Source organism: Herbaspirillum sp., from assembly GCF_035644555.1.
In the GTDB taxonomy this organism is placed as follows: domain Bacteria; phylum Pseudomonadota; class Gammaproteobacteria; order Burkholderiales; family Burkholderiaceae_D; genus Herbaspirillum.
Genome location: NZ_DASQOH010000075.1, coordinates 1 through 17,851, shown reverse-complemented (window position 1 = coordinate 17,851; position 17,851 = coordinate 1). Strand labels below are relative to the sequence as shown.

Genomic DNA, 17,851 nt, shown 5'->3' with positions numbered 1-17,851 from the left:
TTATGCCTTCCTTTCCAGCACTTTGCCAAACATGCCGGAGGGTTTTACCAGCAGGATCAGGAACAGGAGGCCGAAGGCCACCGCGTCGCGGAAGTCGCTCGAAATATAGGCGACCGTCAGCACCTCGGCAAAGCCCAGGAACAGGCCGCCGATCATGGCGCCGCGGATATCGCCCATGCCGCCCAGGATGATGACGGCGATGCCCTTGTGCAGCATCGGCTGGCCCATGAAGGGCGAAATCGCGTTGAAGGACACCCCCACCAGCACGCCGGCAGCACCGCCCAGGGCGGCGGCGGCAAACGAGGTCAGCAGGAACAGGCCTTCTACGTTGATGCCCAGCAGGTAGGCCGCCTTGGGCGACTCGGCGATGGCGCGCAGCGCCCGGCCCAGTTGCGTCTTGCGCATCACGCCCAGCAGCACCACCATCAGCACGAAGGCGATGACGATGATGGCCACTTGCACGGCGGTGATGTGCAGGTTGCCCAGGCTGACGCTCTCTTCAGGGATGGTGCCCTGGGGGAAGCGCTTGTTCTCGGCGCCGAAGATGCCCTGCGAGATGTTGGTGATCATGATGGCCACGCCGATGGTGGCGATCATGGGAATGAGGTGAGGCGCGTTGCGTTTGCGCAGCGGCTTCAGCACCAGCACGTCGATGATGAGGCCCAGCAGGCCGGTGGCCACCATGGCCAGCAGCAGGGCTACCCACAGGGGCAGTGCCATCTGCTCGACCAGCAGCAGGGCGGCATAGCTGCCCAGCATGAAGATCGCGCCGTGCGAAAGATTGATCACGCCCAGTACGCCGAAGACCAGCGTGAAGCCGAGCGCGAAGAGCGCATACACGCTGCCCAGCGAAAGGGCATTGATGAGCTGTTGTTCTAACATTGGAACCTGCGATAGGTGATGGGGCACGGCGCCAGCGGCCTGCACTGCATGCATGGCGCGGACGAAGTCCCTCGTTACGTCGTATTGCCGGAATCAGCGGCCTGTCGTCCCGACGGGCTGCCTGTGGTTCCCCGTTCCGGCCTGGAGATCTGCTTCATTTCCCGCTCAAACAGCGCAGCAGGCGCATGACGCCTGCTGCGGGACTGCGGGAGAGTATCGAAGCTGCCGGTCGCCCGGCAGCGTACTGCCTTGGAGAGCTTGCTACGCCTTGCTTACTTCAGCAGGACGAACTTGCCGCCCTTGGCGATGTTGACGATGGCTTCCTGGTCAGCATCGAAGCCGACCTGCTTGCCGGCCACGGCCGGGGCTGCGCGGAAGGCGAACTTGCCGGTGGCGCCATCGATCTTCACGGCCGGCAGCGCGGCGCGCAGGGCGTCACGATCCTTGGCCAGGTTGCCCGACAGCTTCACGTTCTTCAGGGCATCGGCCACGATGTACATGGCGTCATAGGCTTGCGCGGCGAACTGGTCGGGATCGGAACCGAACTTGGCCTTGTAGGCCGCGATGAAGGCCTTGTTGGCCGGGGTCTGGTTCTCGGCCGACCACGGGCTGCCCATCAGGGTGTTGTCGCCGGCATCCTTGGCGATCTCGAACAGCTTGGGCGAGTTCAGGCCATTGCCGCCGATGAAGGGCTGCTTCATGCCCAGGGCGCGAGTCTGCAGGATGATGTTGGCGGCTTCTTCGGCCAGGCAGGAGCAGACGATGGCGTCCGGGTTGCCGGCCTTGATCTTGGTCAGCTGGGCCTTGAAGTCGACATCACCCTTGGCATAGGCCTCGGTGGTGGTGACGGGGATCTTCTGCTGTTCCAGGGTGGCCTTGAAGACGTCGTAGCCGGACTTGGTGAAGGCGTCGTCGTTACCGTAGATCACGGCGACCTTCTTGATGCCGAAGTGCTTCACGGCAGCCTTCACGGTCACGGGCAGCACGTCGGCTTCCATGACGGAGTTGCGGAAGGTGAAGGGGCCCATGGCCGTGATGCCGTCAGCGGTGTTGCTGGTACCGAAGACCACCACCTTGGAGGCGTTGGCGATCGGGTCGGCAGCGAAGGCCGAGTTCGACAGGGTGGGACCGAACACCGCCAGCACCTTGTCTTGGAAGATCAGTTTCTTGAAGACGTTGATGGCTTCTTCCTTCTTGCCTTGTTCGTCTTCGATTACCAGGGCCAGCTTGTCGCCGTTGACGCCGCCCTTGGCGTTGATTTCTTCGGAAGCCAGGGTGAAGCCGTTCTTGATGGCCACGCCGTACTTGGCGGCCGGGCCGGTCAGGGCTTCTGCGACGCCCAGCTTGATGTCGGCGGCCAGTGCGGCCGAAGACAGGGTGGCACCGATCAGCAGGGCCGGAATGGTCTTGAGCATGGTATTGAATTGCATCGAGTTCTCTCCTCAGTTAGATATTGTAGAAACCGTCCCCGTCAGGCAGCGCAGACCGGCGCCACGTCACAAGGCGATTCCTTCATCGAGGATGATGCAAAAGACGCCCGGGATGGCCGGGACCTGTGCTCCATCCTCTGAAGACCGTTTTGCGGCCTCTTTCGATACAGCCGGCACAGCATACCCGAAAAAGCAGGCTGCGCCAGCAATTACAACCCGCCGCCACGCACCCGGGTAGGGTGCGCCGCAGCGGCATGCGAATGTCGTCCGGCCAGCGGACGAGGGTGGTGCGATTGCTTAGTTCAGTTCCTTGCGGATATGGGCGATGGCCGCGCGCACCTGGTTGGGTGCGGTGCCGCCGATGTGGTCGCGCGCGGCCACCGAGCCCTCCAGCGTGAGGACCGCGAAGACGTCTTCGCCGATCAGCTCCGAGAAGGCGCGCAGTTCGTCCAGCGACAGGTCGGCCAGGTCACAACCCTTGTCCACGCAGGTACGCACGGCGTGGGCGACGGCTTCGTGGGCGTCGCGGAAGGGCAGGCCCTTCTTGACCAGGTAGTCGGCCAGGTCGGTGGCGGTGGCGTAACCCTGCAGGGCAGCGGCGCGCATGGCATCGGGCTTGACGCTGATGCCGCGGGCCATGTCGGCGAAGATGCGCAGGGTGTCGGTGAGCGTGTCGACGGTGTCGAACAGCGGTTCCTTGTCTTCCTGGTTGTCCTTGTTGTAGGCCAGGGGCTGGCCCTTCATCAGGGTCAGCAGGGCGATCAGGTGGCCGTTGACGCGACCGGTCTTGCCGCGCGCCAGTTCGGGAACGTCCGGGTTCTTCTTCTGCGGCATGATCGAGGAGCCGGTGCAGAAGCGGTCGGCGATGTCGATGAAGCCCACGCGCGGGCTCATCCAGATCACCAGTTCTTCGGACATGCGCGAGATGTGGGTCATCACCAGCGCCGCGGCGGCGCAGAATTCGATGGCGAAGTCACGGTCCGAGACGGCGTCCAGCGAGTTGCGGCAGACATCGTCGAAGCCCAGGGTCCTGGCCACGCGCAGGCGGTCGATCGGGAAGGTGGTGCCAGCCAGGGCGGCGGCGCCCAGCGGCAGGCGGTTGATGCGCTTGCGGGCGTCGGCCATGCGCTCGGCGTCGCGGCCGAACATCTCGACATAGGCCAGCACGTGATGGCCGAAGGTGATCGGTTGCGCGACCTGCATGTGGGTGAAGCCCGGCAGGATCACGTCGGCGTGCTGCTCGGCCAGGTCCAGCAGGGCCAGGCGCAGTTCGCGCAGCAGGCCCACGATGTCGTCCACGGCGCCGCGCATGTAGAGGCGGATGTCGGTGGCGACCTGGTCATTGCGCGAGCGGCCGGTGTGCAGGCGCTTGCCGGCATCACCGACCAGCTCGGTCAGGCGCTTTTCGATGTTCAGGTGGACGTCTTCCAGGTCCAGCAGCCATTCGAACTTGCCGGCGTCGATTTCGCCCTTGATCTGGGCCATGCCGCGCTGGATTTCGGCGTGGTCGGCCGCGCTGATGATGCCCTGATGCGCCAGCATCTCGGCGTGCGCCAGCGAGCCCTGGATATCGACCTGGGCCAGGCGGTTGTCGAAGAACACCGATGCGGTATAGCGCTTGACGAGATCGGAGACGGGTTCAGAAAAGCGAGCCGACCAGGCTTCGCCCTTTTTAGCAAATTGGTCTGTCATATTGGGAATTCCGGAGAATGGGCGATTATAGCAAGCACAACTGCGCCCAGCCACGCCAATGCAGGCGGAAATGCTGCTGGATGCGGATTTTTCGCATTCAGTGGCGGTCTGGCCGCACGGTTTTTTCTCCGGTTCCCAGCCGCTGGTGTCGGGAGAGGGAGTTTGTGCTGGGGCATCCCGCTTGTTTCTGTATGGCATCATTTTTGCTTGTTGTATTTGCGCAAGTCTTCCTGCGGCGCAAAAAACTCTTGTACGGCTGACAAAAGCCAACGCTATACTCGACACGCGATGACCGATCCGGAGGGCCGATGAAGGCGCGCCGGGGAGCAAGGGCCCCACACGCTTGCGGCATGGCCGGGATGCAGCCGACGACGGGATGTCGGGCGCCGGCCGCTGTTGCCGCCCAAAGGGGCCTGTCGACGCGCATGAGCAAGATGTATGGGGGTCGTCTTACAGGAGAGAAGCATGAATTTGGAAGCACTGTTTCAGCAGCAAACCGCATTGCCGAGCATTCCCAAGGTAGTGCAGGAAGTCATCGAAAGTTTCAACAACGAATCGGTCTCGATCGAAGAGATCGCCAGGAAGCTGGCCGCCGATCAGGTGCTCAGCGCCAAGATCCTGCGCCTGGCCAATTCGTCCTACTACCACGTCTCGCGCACCGTCGGCACGGTGGAGGATGCGGTGCTGATGCTGGGCTTCATGACCGTGCGCACGCTGGTGGTCAGCACCGGCATGGCGGGTAGCTTCAAGAAGCTGCCGGGCGTGGACCTCAAGCTGTTCTGGCGCTACAGCCTGGATACGGCGGTGGTCTCCAAGTGGCTGGCCAAGCAGTTGAAGCTCAATGCCGATTTCGCCTTCACCGTGGGCCTGATGCACGCCATCGGCCAGCTGGTGATGCATGCGGCCATGCCGGAACAGGCCCTGCAGGTGGACAAGGTGGCCGGCCCCCTGGATGCGCGCCGCCTGGACGTGGAGCGCAAGTCCTTCGGCTACGACTTTGCCGATGTGGGTGCCGAACTGGCGCGCCGCTGGCGCTTCCCCGAGGAATTCAGTCAGGTCATCAAGGCCTTCCCGCAGCCGCTGGAAGGGCAGTACGACCCGTTCGCGGCCATCGTGCACCTGGCGACCTGGCGCGCCCGCGCAGAAGAAAACAAATATTCCGCCGATGAAATGGAATCGACCTTCCCCACCGAGGTGGCGGCCAAGCTGGGCCTGAGCCTGGCGACCTTCACCGAAGACATGCCGCCGCTGCCCGAGCTGAGCGAGGGTATGCAGGAACTGGTGGCCTGACCGAGCTCCTGGCCTGATCGCCTGCCTGCGGTTCCGGGCAGGCTGCCCATGAAAAATGCCGGCCCCGTAAGGGGCCGGCATTTGATTTTTGGGGGCGTGAGCGGTGCGCTCAGTAGTTCAGCTTGGCGTCCAGGAAGTTGAGCATGGACCGATAGGCCTGGCTGCGCGCATCCGGGTTGCCGCCGCTGGTGACGCCCTCACCCCGCTTGCCCACGCCAGCCACGTCCATGCGCACGTGCACCGGCAGGCCGGGCGCGTCGAAGTCGTGGTAGGTGTCGGGGTACAGGCGCAGGGCGATTTCGGTGTCACTGCCCTGCATCTTCTGCTCAATCGCTTCGCAAGCCTGGGGCGGGGTCCAGTCGTCGTTCTCGCCCATCAGGATCAGCAGCGGCGCGGCCGGCTTGAAGGCTTCGCCCGGCTTGGCATAGGGACGGCAATCGGGATAGAAGGCCACGGCCGCGCGCGGCTGGATCTTGCGCACGGCCACATCGGTTTCCGCCAGGTTGATCGAGGCCAGCAGGGTGGAGGCGCCGTGCGACCAGCCCAGCAGAGCGATGCGCTTGACGTCCACGTCCGGCTGGGAGGTGACCCAGTGCATGGCGGCCTGCACATCGAAACGCCGGTTCATGGCACTGATCTCGCGCTGGGCCACGGTGTCCTGGCAGGTGGAGCGGCGGCCACGCGGGGTAAAGCTGTCCGGGAACAGGACGTTGTAGCCGGCGTCGGTCAGTACCCGCGCCATGGCGAGATGGCGTGGCGTGAATTCGCCCTTGCCATCACGCACCATGCTGTACAGGCCACCGCAACCATGCAGGGCGATCACGGTGGGATAAGGTCCCTTGCTGTTGAGCGACTTGCGCGCCTTGATCCATACGCCATAGAGCGCGGTCGCCTTGCCACCCTTGCTGTCCACGCTGGTCAGCGAGACGCGGCGGGCTTCCAGTGGCGGCGGCGGTGCCGCATTGGGCGCAGCCTGCACGCGTGCGCCGATCAAGGCCAGCGTTGCTGCAATGCAGAACGCAGCTACCGGTTTTCCCCAGTATTGCATAGTGTGTGATTCCCCGTATCGATGCCGCACCGTCTGTTTCCAGGCCCGCCCCATGGCCCGGGAAAATGGTCTCTGAAGCAAGATCCTTCAGGGTCTGCGACGGTGACGTGTTCTAAATTCGCTCAGATCTTATTTTACAAAAGTGAAGAGCTCGGCGGCGTGGCAAATCAGGTTTTTGCGCTGCAAAAACCTGATCCTGCACAAACCTCGGACGCGGCTGTCCATCCTTCGCAACAGCTTGTCGTCTTGCCAAATGACACTTCATCCATCTGTTATCGGCATGTAAAGCCTGAACTTGAGACGGGGCGTCTCCCGGCGATGATCGCTCTTCTCATGGCAGGGCGAAAAAAAAGCTGCCCGGTCATCCCGGGCAGCTTGCGGTGAAACATCTGATGCAGCGACGCTCAACCGGTATTGCGCAAGCCGGCGGCCACCCCGTTGATGGTGAGGTGGATGCCGCGTTGCACGCGTTCTTCCGGCGTGCGCTTGGCCGCTGCGGTGGCGCGGTGGCGCTTGATCAGTTCGACCTGCAGGTGGTTCAGCGGGTCGAGGTAGGCGAAGCGGTTCTTGATCGAGCGCGCCAGCAGCGGATTGGCGGCCAGCCGTTCCTTGCTGCCGGTGATGGTGGAGAGCACGGCGCTGGTGCGTTCATGTTCGTCGGTGATACGGCCGAAGATGGTATTGCGCAGCTTGCGGTCGGCCACCAGCCCGGCGTAGCGCGAGGCCACGGCGAGGTCGGTCTTGGACAGCACCATGTCCATGTTCGACAGCAGGGCGGCGAAGAACGGCCATTCCTTGCACATGGCGCGCAAGGTCGTCAGGCGCCTGGAGGTCTCCTTGGCGTTGCCGGCCTCGCCCAGCCAGCCCGAGACCGCGCTGCCAAAGCCATACCAGCCCGGCAGCAGCAGGCGGCACTGGCCCCACGAGAAGCCCCAGGGAATCGCGCGCAGGTCTTCGATGCGCTGGCTGGCCTTGCGCGAGGCCGGGCGCGAACCGATGTTCAGTTGCGCGATTTCGGCGATCGGCGTGGCGGCAAAGAAGTAGTCGGTGAAGCCCGGGGTCTCATAGACCAGGTTGCGATAGGCCTGATAGGCGCGTTCCGACAATTGCTCCATCACCCGCTCGAATTCGGCCAGCTTCCTGGCTTCCTTGCTGTCGGTGTTGGTCGGCATCAGGCTGGCCTCCAGGGTGGCGGCCACCAGCAGTTCCAGGTTGCGGCGACCGATCTCCGGGTTGGAGAACTTGGAGGCAATGATCTCGCCCTGTTCGGTCAGGCGGATCTGGCCGTTCACGGTACCCGGCGGCTGCGCCAGGATGGCCTGGTAGCTGGGGCCACCGCCACGGCCGACGGTGCCGCCGCGACCATGGAACAGGCGCAGCTTGACGCCGGCCTCGTTGAACAGCTCCACCAACTGGTTCTCGGCCTTGTAGAGCTCCCAGTTGGAGGTCAGGAAACCACCGTCCTTGTTGGAATCCGAATAGCCCAGCATCACTTCCTGCAGCTTGCCGTGCTTGGCGATGAGGCCCTTGACCTGGGGCTGGGTCAGCCAGCCGCGCATGATCTCGGCGGCGCAGCGCAGGTCGGGGATGGTCTCGAACAGCGGGATCACCATCAGCTCCAGCGCCTGCAGCTGGTTGCCTTCGATATGCAGCAGGCCGGTTTCCTTCTGCAGCAGCAGCACTTCCAGCAGGTCCGACAGGGTCTCGGTATGCGAAATGATGTAGTTGCGGATGGCGCGCTCGCCATAGCGGCGGCGGATCTCGCGGGCCGCGCGCAGGATGGTCAGCTCGGAATTGGTCTCGTCGGCATACTGCACATAGGGCGAGTACAGCAGTCGTGGTCGCGACAGTTCGCCCAGCAGCAGCGCGATCTTGCGCTCTTCGCTCAGGGCCGCGTAATCGGCCTCGACCTGGGCCTTGGCGAACAGGTCGGCCAGCACCCGCTCGTGCACGTCCGAGCTCTGGCGCATGTCCAGCGTGGCCAGGTGGAAGCCAAAGATTTCCACGGCGCGCTTGAGGCCGGCCAGACGCGGCTTGACCAGTGCGGCGCCGTGATGGGCCTGCAGCGACGTCACCAGCACATCCAGTTCGGCCACGCACTCGGCCGGGTTGGCGTAGGGGGAGGCACTGCCGATTTCCTGGCGCAGGATGTTGACCACGCCCAGCGAGCGGGCGGTGGCGGCCAGGCGCGCATAGATGCCGATCAGGGCGCGCCGGTAGGGTTCGTCGGCGCGATGTTCGGAGTGATCCGGCGAGGTATCGGCCAGGGCCAGCAGTTCCGGGCTGGCATCGACCATCAGGGTCGAGATGGACAGCTCGGCACCCAGCGTATGCACTTCATCGAGGTAGTAGTCGAAGATGGTGGTGGACTGGCGCTTGAGGGCATGCTGCATGGTGGCGGCATTGACGTTGGGATTGCCGTCACGGTCGCCACCGATCCAGCTGCCCATCTGCAGGTAGGGCGGCAGCTCGGCCATGCGCGCCTTGCCACGCGAGGGGAACTGGCTGTCGATCTCGGCTTCGATGTCGTCATACAGCGCCGGCAGTTCGCGCAGGAAGGTGATGCGGTAGTAGGAGAGGGCGTTCTCGATCTCGTCGGCCACCGTCAGCTTGGTATAGCGCAGCATGCGGGTCTGCCACAGGGTGGCGATGCGCGCGCGCAGCAGTTCGGTGTTGTGGCGCAGTTCGCGGGGCGTCAGCGGCAGGTCGCGCTCGGCCACCAGGCGGGCGATTTCGCGCTCGGCGTCGAGGATGGACTTGCGTTGCACTTCGGTCGGGTGGGCGGTCAGCACCGGCGACACCAGCGCTTCCTTGAGGAAGCTGCGCACCTGGGCGCCGGAAACACCAGCGTCATCCAGGCGCGACAGGGCATAGGCCACGCTGCCCGGTTGCGCTTCGGAACCGGCCAGCAAATGGGTGCGGCGACGGCGGTTGTGGTGCTGGTCCTCGGCGATGTTGGCCAGGTGCGAGAAGTAGGAGAAGGCGCGCACCACCGAGTTGGTCTGGTCGCGGGTCAGCTTCTTGAGGAGCTTGTCGAGCTCGGCACCGGCCTTGGCATCGGACTCGCGGCGAAAGCGTACGGCGGTCTGGCGGATGGTCTCCACCACCTCGAAGACGTCATCGCCTTCCTGTTCGCGGACCACCTCGCCCAGCAGGCGGCCCAGCAGACGGATGTCTTCCTTGAGCGGGGCATCCTTGTCGGTGCCGCGTGCGGGTTTGCCGGGTGCAATGGCAGGCTTGGCAGTCCTGGCGCCAGCCGGACGGGAGTTGGAAGAAGCGGAGCGGGCACTGCGTGTAGTTGGATTTGTAGTCGCCATGATCAACGGTTGCTGCGGTTTTCGGGAGAGAAAGTCGTGCTTGTGGATCGGATTGCCAGTGGTGTGCGTGCTAGAATTTGCCTCGTTTTTTTATGGTTGCGTTTCGCTTCTGAACTGCGTTTTTGATCGTTTTACAGTCTGGATTCGCCGGTCTCCTGCTTTCCTTGTCTCCTCTGCCGCGGGTGCCACGACTGAATCGGAAAGCCCGTCTTGAAAGAATTTCCTCCTTCCAACATCGTCATCGTTTCGCGTGAAAGTCGCCTTGCCATGTGGCAGGCCGAATACGTGCGGGACCGTCTGGCGGCATTATATCCGCAGTGCAGCATCAATATCCTTGGCACCACCACGCGCGGCGACCAGATCCTGGATCGCACGCTCTCCAAGGTCGGCGGCAAGGGTCTGTTCGTCAAGGAACTGGAAGTGGCGATGGCCGAAGGCCGCGCCGATCTGGCCGTGCACTGCCTGAAGGACATGCCGATGGACTTGCCCGAAGGCTTCGAGCTGGCCGCCGTGCTGGAGCGCGAAGACCCGCGCGATGCCTTCGTCTCCAACGACTACGCCTCGCTGGACGACCTGCCCGACGGCGCCGTGGTCGGCACCAGCAGCCTGCGTCGCCAGGCGATGATCGCCGCCCGTTATCCGGAACTGGTGGTCAAGCCGCTGCGCGGTAACCTTGATACCCGCCTGGGCAAGCTTGATCGCGGCGACTATGCCGCCATCATCCTGGCCGTGGCCGGCCTGAATCGCCTGGGCCTGAAGGCGCGCATCCGTGCCTTCCTGGAGCCCGAGCAGAGCCTGCCTTCGCCGGGGCAGGGTACGCTGGCCATCGAAATCCCCGAGGGGCGCGACGACATCAAGCGTCTGCTGGCGCCGCTGCATGACGAAGCCGCTGCCGTGGTCTCGGCGGCCGAACGTTCGGTCTCGCGCATCTTCGGTGCCAGCTGCCAGATTCCACTGGCGGCCTATGCCACGCTGGACGGCGACCGCCTGCACCTGCGCGCCATGATCGCCACGCCCGACGGCGAACAGACCGCTGCCGCCGAAGCCGAAGGCACGGCAGCCGCGCCGGAAGCGCTGGGCGCCCAGGTCGCCGATCTGCTCAAGGCCCGTGGCGCCGACGCCATCCTGGCCGCCTGCAAGGCCCAGGCCGATGCCGCTGCCAGCTGAGCCGGCAGGCGGCTTGCCGGTGGTGGTCACGCGACCACTGCAGCAGGCGCAGGCCTTTGCCGACGCCGTGCGGCAACTGGGGCGCAAAGCGGTGGTGTTCCCGCTGCTGCAGATCGCGCCGGTCGAAGATGTCGGCCCCCTGCGGGCCACACTGTCGCGCCTGCAGGAGTTTGCGCTGGTGGTCTTCGTCAGTCCGAATGCCATCGATGCCGCATTCGCTCACCTGGATGGCTGGCCAAGTGAACTGCCGATAGGCATTGTCGGCGAGGGCAGCCGGCTGGCCCTGTGCGCGCATGGCGTGCAGGCGTCCAATGCCACCCTCTACGGCCCGCAGCGTGCCGACAAGATGGATTCGGAAGAATTGCTCAAATCCCTCCCCTTGGAACAATTGCGCGGTCGTCGTGCTCTGATCGTGCGCGGCCAGAGCGGCCGTGACTTCCTGAGTGAAGCATTGCAACAACACGGCGTGATGGTCGAACACCTGACCGCCTATCGCCGCCTGGCCCCGGTGCTGGATGCGCAAACACGCCCGCAGCTGCTGGATTTGCTGGACGGTGGAGCCGACTGGGTGATCACCAGTTCGGAGGCCTTGCGCAATTTGCTGGAGTTGGCAAGACTAGCCGGGGGCGAGGAACGTGTGGTAAAACTGCAACGACAGCGTATCTTCGTCTCGCACCACAGGATCGCCGAGAACGCACGGGAGCAGGGCTTCGTGCAGGTGATCCAGACCGGTTCGGGCGATGAGCGCCTGCTTGCTGCCCTTGCTGCCCCTGCAACTTGAGTGGCCGCGTAATTTGCCGCGTTACAATCCAGCCCATGAACGAACAGCAATCCACTCCCCAATTGCCGGAGCCCCAGCCGCAAGCCAGCCAGAACGCTGGTGCGGCCGCCTCGCAGGCGTCCTATACCTTCACCACGCCGGACGGCACCGCTGTCATCCGCCGTCGCCAACGGGCACAGACCGTCGTGCTGCTGCTGGTCATCGCCGGCCTGGGCGCACAGTGGTGGGTCTCGCATACCGAATTGCGCGACCTGCGCAGCGAAGTGGCGCAGCGCCTGCAGAGTGGCGACAACAGCAGCAATGAGCTCAAGGGCGTGTTGAAGAGCGTGCAGGAAAGCACCAAGGAACTGCAGTCCAAGGTCAGCGTGCTCGACAGCAAGCAGGCCGAATCCCAGAGCCAGCAACTGGCCCTGGAACAGATGTACCAGGACCTCAACAAGAACCGCGACGACTGGGCGCTCTCCGAGATCGAGGAAGTGCTCTCCACCGCCGACCAGCAGCTGGAACTGGCCGGCAACGTCCAGGGCGCCCTGATCGCCCTGCAGAATGCCGACAAGAGCCTGTCGCGCTCGGACAAGGCGCAGTTCATCGTCATCCGCCGTGCCATTGCGCGCGACATCGAACGTCTGAAGGCACTGCCGACGGTGGACATCGCCGGCATCGCCGTGCGCCTGGATAGCGCTATCGGCCAGATTGACAACATGCCGTTGCTGGTGGACGAGCGTCCGGTGGAATCGGCCACCGAGCCCCGGCCGCAGCGCGTGAGCCCGGCGCCCGCAGCGGCCCCGGTCGGCAAGGCCAGTGCCGCGCATCCCAAGACCAACACCAAGGCCGAAGCCGCACCGGCCGAAGCCTCCGCCTGGTCGCAATGGCTGGCCGGCGCCCGTGAAACCTGGCAGAGCATGAGCACCGAGATGTGGTCCGAGCTGCGCCAGCTGGTGCGCATCCGTGAAGTGCAGACGCCCGAGGCGATCCTGCTCTCGCCGGGTCAGGCCTATTTCGTGCGCGAAAACCTCAAGCTGCGTCTCCTGAACGCCCGCCTGGCGCTGCTGTCTCGCAATGAGTTCGCCTTCCGCAACGATCTGGCCTCGGCCCAGGACACCATCGCCAAGTATTTCGATACCCGCGCCAAGCAGGTCCAGACCACCCAGTCGCTGTTGAAGCAGGTACAGGGCAGCAACCTGTCCATCCAGTTGCCCACGCTGGCCGAAAGCCTCAACGCGGTGCGCAATTACAAGGCCCGTCCCTGAGCCGCTGACGCATACCTGATATGAAAATACTGCTCTGGCTCCTGACCCTCTTCGCGTCCGCCATCGGCCTGGCCGTGCTGGCACGCTTCAACCCGGGCAATGTGGTGCTGTTCTACCCGCCGTACCGCATCGACCTGTCCCTGAACTTCTTCATCTTCGCCGTGCTGGCGCTGTTCCTGGCGATCTACGTGGTCATCCGCGCCGTGCGCCTGACGCAGAAGCTGCCTGGCCGCGTGATCGCCTATCGCCGTGCCAAGCGCGAGAACGAAAGCAACAAGGCCCTGCGCGATGCGCTCAAGGCCTATTTCGAAGGTCGCTTCGGCCAGGCTGAAAAGTCGGCCACCCGTGCCTCCGACCTGGCCGACAATGCCGGCATCGCCGCCCTGATCGCGGCCCGCGCCGCGCATCGCATGCGCCAGGGCGAGCGCCGCGACATCTGGCTGGCCAGCACCGAGGTCGACCCCACCCTGAAGGCGGCGCGCCTGATGACCGCGCTGGAACTGCAGGTGGATGAACACCACTTCAAGCAGGCGCTGGAAACGGTGGAAGAACTCAACGCCAACGGCACGCGCCACATCCAGGCCCTGCAGTGGGCGCTCAAGGCCAATCAGCAAGCCAAGAACTGGCCCGAGGTATTGCGTCTGGTGCAGACCCTGGACAAGCGCAATGCCCTGCATCCGGCGCTGTCGAACCGCCTGCGCGAGATGGCCTACGATGCCTTGCTATCGGACCGCGCCCATGATGCAGAATCGATCCGCCTGTTGTGGCATGCGGTCCCCGGCGCCGACAAGCTCAAGCCCTACATCGCCGTGCGTGCTGCCCAGGCCTTCTCCAGCCGCGGCCTGCACGACGAAGCCCGCAGCCTGCTGGAACGTGCCCTGGCGGCCGACTGGGATATCCGCCTGCTGCGCGCCTATCGCGAATCGACCGCCGAGTCCGGCTCGCCGGCGCTGCTGTCGCAGATCGAGCATTGCGAATCCTGGCTCTCCCGCAATCCCACCGACGCCGAACTGGCCCTGACCCTGGGCATGTTCTGCCTGCGCCAGAAGCTGTGGGGCAAGGCCCAGCGCCATCTGGAGCAGGCCCTGTCGGACGCCATCGAGCCACGCACCGTGCGCGAATCGCATCTGGCGCTGGCGCAGCTGCATGAAGCGCTTGACCAGCCGGACCAGGCCGCCGCCCACTACAAGCAATGCGCCCTGGCCACGGCCATCCGTTGAACTTGTTGCAGGCAGGAATGACCAAGGCGGAAGCGGCGCAAGCCCTTCCGCCTTTTTTGCAGGCGGTTGTCATGTTGGCGTAAGTTGCAGCCGCCAAGATGCAGACCCAAGTCCGATTGCCGCTATAATTGCGGCTTTCCGCGATCAGGCCCGCCGTACGGCCTGCGCGAAAAAGCTTTCTGTTTTCTTTCCCTAGTGAGAATCCCATGAGCCTGAACAACGTCCCCGCCGGCCGCGACCTGCCCAATGACTTCAACGTGATCATCGAGATCCCGATGAACGCCGATCCGATCAAGTACGAAGTGGACAAGGACACCGGCGCCATCTTCGTCGACCGCTTCATGGGCACCGCCATGCACTACCCGTGCAACTACGGCTACATTCCCCAGACCCTGTCGCAGGACGGTGACCCGGTGGACGTGCTGGTGATCACCCCGTTCCCGCTGATCCCGGGCGTGGTGGTGCGTTGCCGCCCGATCGGCGTGCTCAAGATGGCCGACGAATCCGGCATCGATGCCAAGCTGCTGGCCGTGCCGGTCGACAAGATCCTGCCGATCTACACCCACTGGCAAAAGCCGGAAGACCTGAACGAACTGCGCCTGAACCAGATCAAGCACTTCTTCGAACACTACAAGGACCTGGAAAAGGGCAAGTGGGTCAAGGTCGAAGGCTGGGAAGGCCCGGATGCCGCCCGCGCCGAAATCCTGGCTGGTGTGGAAGCGTTCAAGAACGCCAAGTAATCCCGACGCCGTACCAAGAAAAATCGCCCGACAGGTTTGCGCCTGCCGGGCGATTTTTTTTGATACTTCGCTTACCTATCTCCGTTCGGACTGAGTAGGCCCGGATGGGCCGTATCGAAGCCTGTCCTGAGCCTGACGAAGGGGCGCTCCGTCAGCGGATGTCGCGCCGTAGTCGCGTCTTCGATACGACGCTACGCGTCTACTCAGCCCGAACGGTAGGCGCGTACGCAGTGCAAGAGCAACACCTTAGTCCAGCTTGGCGGCGTGCTCGCGGGTGGCGTGGAAGGTCACTTCCGGCCAGCGTTCCTGGGTCAGGCGCAGGTTCACGCCCGAACTGGCCAGGTAGGCCAGGTTGCCGGCCGCATCCACGGCCAGGTTGGCACCGGCCGAGGAGCGTTCGAAATCGGCCAGCTTCTTCTTGTCCTCGCAGGTGATCCAGCGGGCGCTGCTGATACTGGTCCCTTCGAAGACGGCATCTACGCCATATTCGTTGAGCAGACGGCTGGCCACCACTTCGAACTGCAGCACGCCCACCGCACCCAGGATCAGGTCGCTGCCGGTCACCGGCTTGAAGACCTGCACCGCGCCTTCTTCGCCCAACTGCTGCAAGCCCTTGTGCAACTGCTTGATCTTGAGCGGATTGCGGATGCGCGCCACCCGGAAGAAGTCCGGCGCGAAGTAGGGGATGCCGGTGAACTGCAGCATCTCGCCTTCAGAGAAGCTGTCGCCGATCTGCATATTGCCGTGGTTGGGCAGGCCGATGATGTCGCCGGCATAGGCTTCTTCCACCTGCTCGCGGCTGGAGGCCATGAAGGTCACCACCGAGGACACCTTGATGTCACGGTTCAGGCGCAGGTGCTTCAACTTCATGCCGCGCTCGAAGCGGCCCGAGCACACGCGCAGGAAGGCGATGCGGTCGCGGTGCGCCGGGTCCATGTTGGCCTGGATCTTGAAGACGAAGCCGGAGAAGGGCTCCTCGGTCGGCTTGACCTCGCGCACGGTGGCGTCGCGGCCACCCGGGCCGGGTGCCCAGTCCAGCAGCGCGTCGAGGATCTCGCGCACGCCGAAGTTGTTGATGGCCGAACCGAAGAACACCGGCGTCTGCACACCGGCCAGGAAGTCGTCCAGATTGAAGGGGTGGGAGGCGCCATGCACCAGCTCCACCTCCATCTTCAGTTGTTCGATCTCCAGCGGGAACATCTCTGCCAGCTTGGGGTTGTCGATGCCCTTGATGATTTCCACGTTGCCGTTGGCGCGTTCTTCGCCGGCCTTGAAGAGCATGATCTCGTCGCGCAGCAGGTGATACACGCCACGGAAGTTCTTGCCCATGCCGATCGGCCAGGTCACTGGCGCGCACTGGATCTTGAGCACCGACTCCAGCTCATCCAACAGCTCCAGCGAATCGCGGGTCTCGCGGTCCAGCTTGTTCATGAAGGTGATGATGGGCGTATTGCGCATGCGGCAGACGTTCAACAGCTTGATGGTCTGTTCTTCCACGCCCTTGGCGGCGTCGATCACCATCAGCGCCGAGTCCACGGCGGTGAGTACGCGGTAGGTATCTTCGGAGAAGTCCTGGTGGCCCGGGGTGTCGAGCAGGTTGACCACGTGGTCGCGATACTCGAATTGCATCACCGAGCTGGCCACCGAGATGCCGCGCTGCTTTTCGATTTCCATCCAGTCCGAGGTCGCATGACGGCCGCTCTTGCGCGCCTTCACGGTACCGGCCAGCTGGATCGCACCCGAGAACAGCAGCAGCTTTTCGGTCAGCGTGGTCTTACCCGCGTCCGGGTGGGAGATGATGGCGAACGTACGACGGCGCCGGGTTTCTGGGGCGTATGACACAGTATTGAGAGCTGTAAATACAGCCGGAGAACGCCGGCTGTGACAACAAAAGGTGCGGCGGTTCGTTTGCCGCACCAGGCCCGCACCCATGCAGGGCAGACCTGTGAATAAGTCTTGAGGGCGCTTATTTTAACGGCAGGGCCAATTCTTGGAGCTGCTGCGGAAATGCGGGCCGCTCGACGCCATTGCCAGGGCCGCCGGCTGCGGCAACTGGCAGATGCACAGCACAATAGGGGCCTTGTTTCCGGTCCTCATCTTTCCCTCATGAACAGCGCCCCGCAGGATGTGAATACCTCCTTACCCAACCAGTCTCCTGCCACTGCTGCTCCGGTATGGATCAAGCGCGGCACTCCCGAGTACTGGCGGGTCAGCGTGGCGTTGTTCCTGGCGGGGTTTGCCACCTTCTCCCTGCTGTACTGCGTGCAGCCGCTGCTGCCGGAGCTGGCCCACAGCTTTGCCGTCAGCCCGGCCCAGAGCGCGCTGGCGCTGTCGGTATCCACGGCCTGCCTGGCAGGCTCCATCGTGCTGGCAGGGGCCTTGTCCGAGGGGCTGGGGCGGCGCAAGCTGATGTTCATCTCCATGGCCCTGGCGGCGCTGTGCAATCTGCTGGCTTCATTCATGCCGCAATGGCATGCGCTGCTGGCCGCGCGCGCGCTGGAAGGCTTGTTGCTGGGCGGCGTGCCCGCGGTGGCCATGGCCTATCTGTCCGAGGAGATCGATCCGCCCGGCTTGGGCTTTGCCATGGGCCTGTATGTGGGCGGCACGGCGCTGGGCGGCATGCTGGGCCGGGTCGGCATGAGCGCCATGACCGAGTTCTGGGGTTGGCGCCACGCCATGGCGGTGCTTTCGGTGCTCGATCTGCTGGCCGCCCTGGGTTTTGTCTGGTTGCTGCCCCATTCGCGCAACTTCATCAAGAAGACCGGGCTGGGCGCCAGATACCACCTGCAGGCCTGGGGTCGTCATTTGCGTCACCCGGGCCTGCCGCTGCTGTTCCTGATCGCCTTCGGTCTGATGGGTGTGTTTGTCAGCATCTACAACTATGCCGGCTTTCTGCTCAGCGCATCGCCCTATGGTCTGAGCCAGTTGCAGATCAGCCATATCTTCTACGCCTATCTGTTGGGCACGGCGGCGTCGCCGATTGCCGGGGGGCTGGCCGACAGGCTGGGTCGCGGGCCGGTGCTGGGCGCGGGCA

The 17,851-nt window shown here is 64.1% G+C and carries 13 protein-coding genes; 7 read left to right on the top strand and 6 right to left on the bottom strand.

Annotation, left to right across the window (positions count from 1 at the left end; translation table 11 throughout):
* From VE092_RS21120 to argH, 3 genes are all read right to left on the bottom strand, one after another.
* On the bottom strand, positions 1-882 hold the full coding sequence (locus VE092_RS21120) for a branched-chain amino acid ABC transporter permease (RefSeq protein WP_017450136.1): 882 nt from the start codon (positions 880-882) through the stop codon (positions 1-3).
* 272 nt (positions 883-1,154) lie between these two features.
* Positions 1,155-2,312 (bottom strand): ABC transporter substrate-binding protein, encoded by a 1,158-nt coding sequence (locus VE092_RS21115; RefSeq protein ID WP_006463336.1) that lies wholly within the window; start codon positions 2,310-2,312, stop codon positions 1,155-1,157.
* 297 nt (positions 2,313-2,609) lie between these two features.
* Positions 2,610-4,004, bottom strand: coding sequence for an argininosuccinate lyase (gene argH / locus VE092_RS21110; protein ID WP_324879905.1), 1,395 nt, complete (start codon positions 4,002-4,004; stop codon positions 2,610-2,612).
* A 465-nt stretch (positions 4,005-4,469) separates the two neighbouring features.
* Between argH and VE092_RS21105 the strand changes: the two genes are divergently transcribed.
* Positions 4,470-5,294: an HDOD domain-containing protein gene (locus VE092_RS21105; RefSeq protein ID WP_324879904.1), complete on the top strand. Its 825-nt coding sequence runs from the start codon at positions 4,470-4,472 to the stop codon at positions 5,292-5,294.
* 109 nt (positions 5,295-5,403) lie between these two features.
* Here the strand turns inward: VE092_RS21105 and VE092_RS21100 are convergent, their stop codons facing one another.
* Together VE092_RS21100 and ppc are read right to left on the bottom strand one after the other, a co-directional pair.
* Entirely contained in the window at positions 5,404-6,342 is a 939-nt protein-coding gene (locus VE092_RS21100) for a dienelactone hydrolase family protein (RefSeq protein ID WP_324879903.1), read from the bottom strand.
* 404 nt (positions 6,343-6,746) lie between these two features.
* Positions 6,747-9,659, bottom strand: a complete 2,913-nt coding sequence (ppc, locus tag VE092_RS21095; protein ID WP_324879902.1) for a phosphoenolpyruvate carboxylase — start codon at positions 9,657-9,659, stop codon at positions 6,747-6,749.
* A gap of 210 nt (positions 9,660-9,869) precedes the next feature.
* Here ppc and hemC point away from each other — a divergent pair, with 210 nt between their 5' ends.
* The 5 genes from hemC (at position 9,870) to ppa (ending at position 14,817) form a co-directional block, all read left to right on the top strand.
* The gene (hemC, locus tag VE092_RS21090) at positions 9,870-10,826 is read left to right on the top strand and encodes a hydroxymethylbilane synthase (protein WP_324879901.1); all 957 of its coding nucleotides are present in this window, start codon (positions 9,870-9,872) and stop codon (positions 10,824-10,826) included.
* Positions 10,810-11,607 (top strand): uroporphyrinogen-III synthase, encoded by a 798-nt coding sequence (locus VE092_RS21085; protein WP_324879900.1) that lies wholly within the window; start codon positions 10,810-10,812, stop codon positions 11,605-11,607. Before hemC ends, VE092_RS21085 begins: the two co-directional genes overlap by 17 nt.
* A gap of 35 nt (positions 11,608-11,642) precedes the next feature.
* Complete coding sequence (locus tag VE092_RS21080) at positions 11,643-12,857, top strand: uroporphyrinogen-III C-methyltransferase (RefSeq protein ID WP_324879899.1); 1,215 nt, start codon at positions 11,643-11,645, stop codon at positions 12,855-12,857.
* Positions 12,858-12,877: 20 nt separating this feature from the next.
* Positions 12,878-14,077, top strand: coding sequence for a heme biosynthesis protein HemY (locus tag VE092_RS21075; RefSeq protein ID WP_324879898.1), 1,200 nt, complete (start codon positions 12,878-12,880; stop codon positions 14,075-14,077).
* Between the two features lie 206 nt (positions 14,078-14,283).
* Complete coding sequence (gene ppa / locus VE092_RS21070; protein ID WP_006463345.1) at positions 14,284-14,817, top strand: inorganic diphosphatase; 534 nt, start codon at positions 14,284-14,286, stop codon at positions 14,815-14,817.
* A 246-nt stretch (positions 14,818-15,063) separates the two neighbouring features.
* Here the strand turns inward: ppa and VE092_RS21065 are convergent, their stop codons facing one another.
* Positions 15,064-16,749, bottom strand: coding sequence for a peptide chain release factor 3 (locus VE092_RS21065; RefSeq protein WP_324879897.1), 1,686 nt, complete (start codon positions 16,747-16,749; stop codon positions 15,064-15,066).
* Positions 16,750-16,923: 174 nt separating this feature from the next.
* Between VE092_RS21065 and VE092_RS21060 the strand changes: the two genes are divergently transcribed.
* Positions 16,924-17,851, top strand: a 928-nt coding sequence (locus VE092_RS21060; protein ID WP_324879896.1) for an MFS transporter, incomplete at its 3' end; no start/stop codon positions are given.

Bases quoted from the DNA above. Each gene is read 5' to 3' on its own strand.
- VE092_RS21120 (WP_017450136.1), bottom strand. From the start codon at position 882: ATGTTAGAACAACAGCTCATCAATGCCCTTTCGCTGGGCAGCGTGTAT.
- VE092_RS21115 (WP_006463336.1), bottom strand. From the start codon at position 2,312: ATGCAATTCAATACCATGCTCAAGACCATTCCGGCCCTGCTGATCGGT.
- argH (WP_324879905.1), bottom strand. From the start codon at position 4,004: ATGACAGACCAATTTGCTAAAAAGGGCGAAGCCTGGTCGGCTCGCTTT.
- VE092_RS21105 (WP_324879904.1), top strand. From the start codon at position 4,470: ATGAATTTGGAAGCACTGTTTCAGCAGCAAACCGCATTGCCGAGCATT.
- VE092_RS21100 (WP_324879903.1), bottom strand. From the start codon at position 6,342: ATGCAATACTGGGGAAAACCGGTAGCTGCGTTCTGCATTGCAGCAACG.
- ppc (WP_324879902.1), bottom strand. From the start codon at position 9,659: ATGGCGACTACAAATCCAACTACACGCAGTGCCCGCTCCGCTTCTTCC.
- VE092_RS21085 (WP_324879900.1), top strand. From the start codon at position 10,810: ATGCCGCTGCCAGCTGAGCCGGCAGGCGGCTTGCCGGTGGTGGTCACG.
- VE092_RS21080 (WP_324879899.1), top strand. From the start codon at position 11,643: ATGAACGAACAGCAATCCACTCCCCAATTGCCGGAGCCCCAGCCGCAA.
- VE092_RS21075 (WP_324879898.1), top strand. From the start codon at position 12,878: ATGAAAATACTGCTCTGGCTCCTGACCCTCTTCGCGTCCGCCATCGGC.
- ppa (WP_006463345.1), top strand. From the start codon at position 14,284: ATGAGCCTGAACAACGTCCCCGCCGGCCGCGACCTGCCCAATGACTTC.
- VE092_RS21065 (WP_324879897.1), bottom strand. From the start codon at position 16,749: ATGGGTGCGGGCCTGGTGCGGCAAACGAACCGCCGCACCTTTTGTTGT.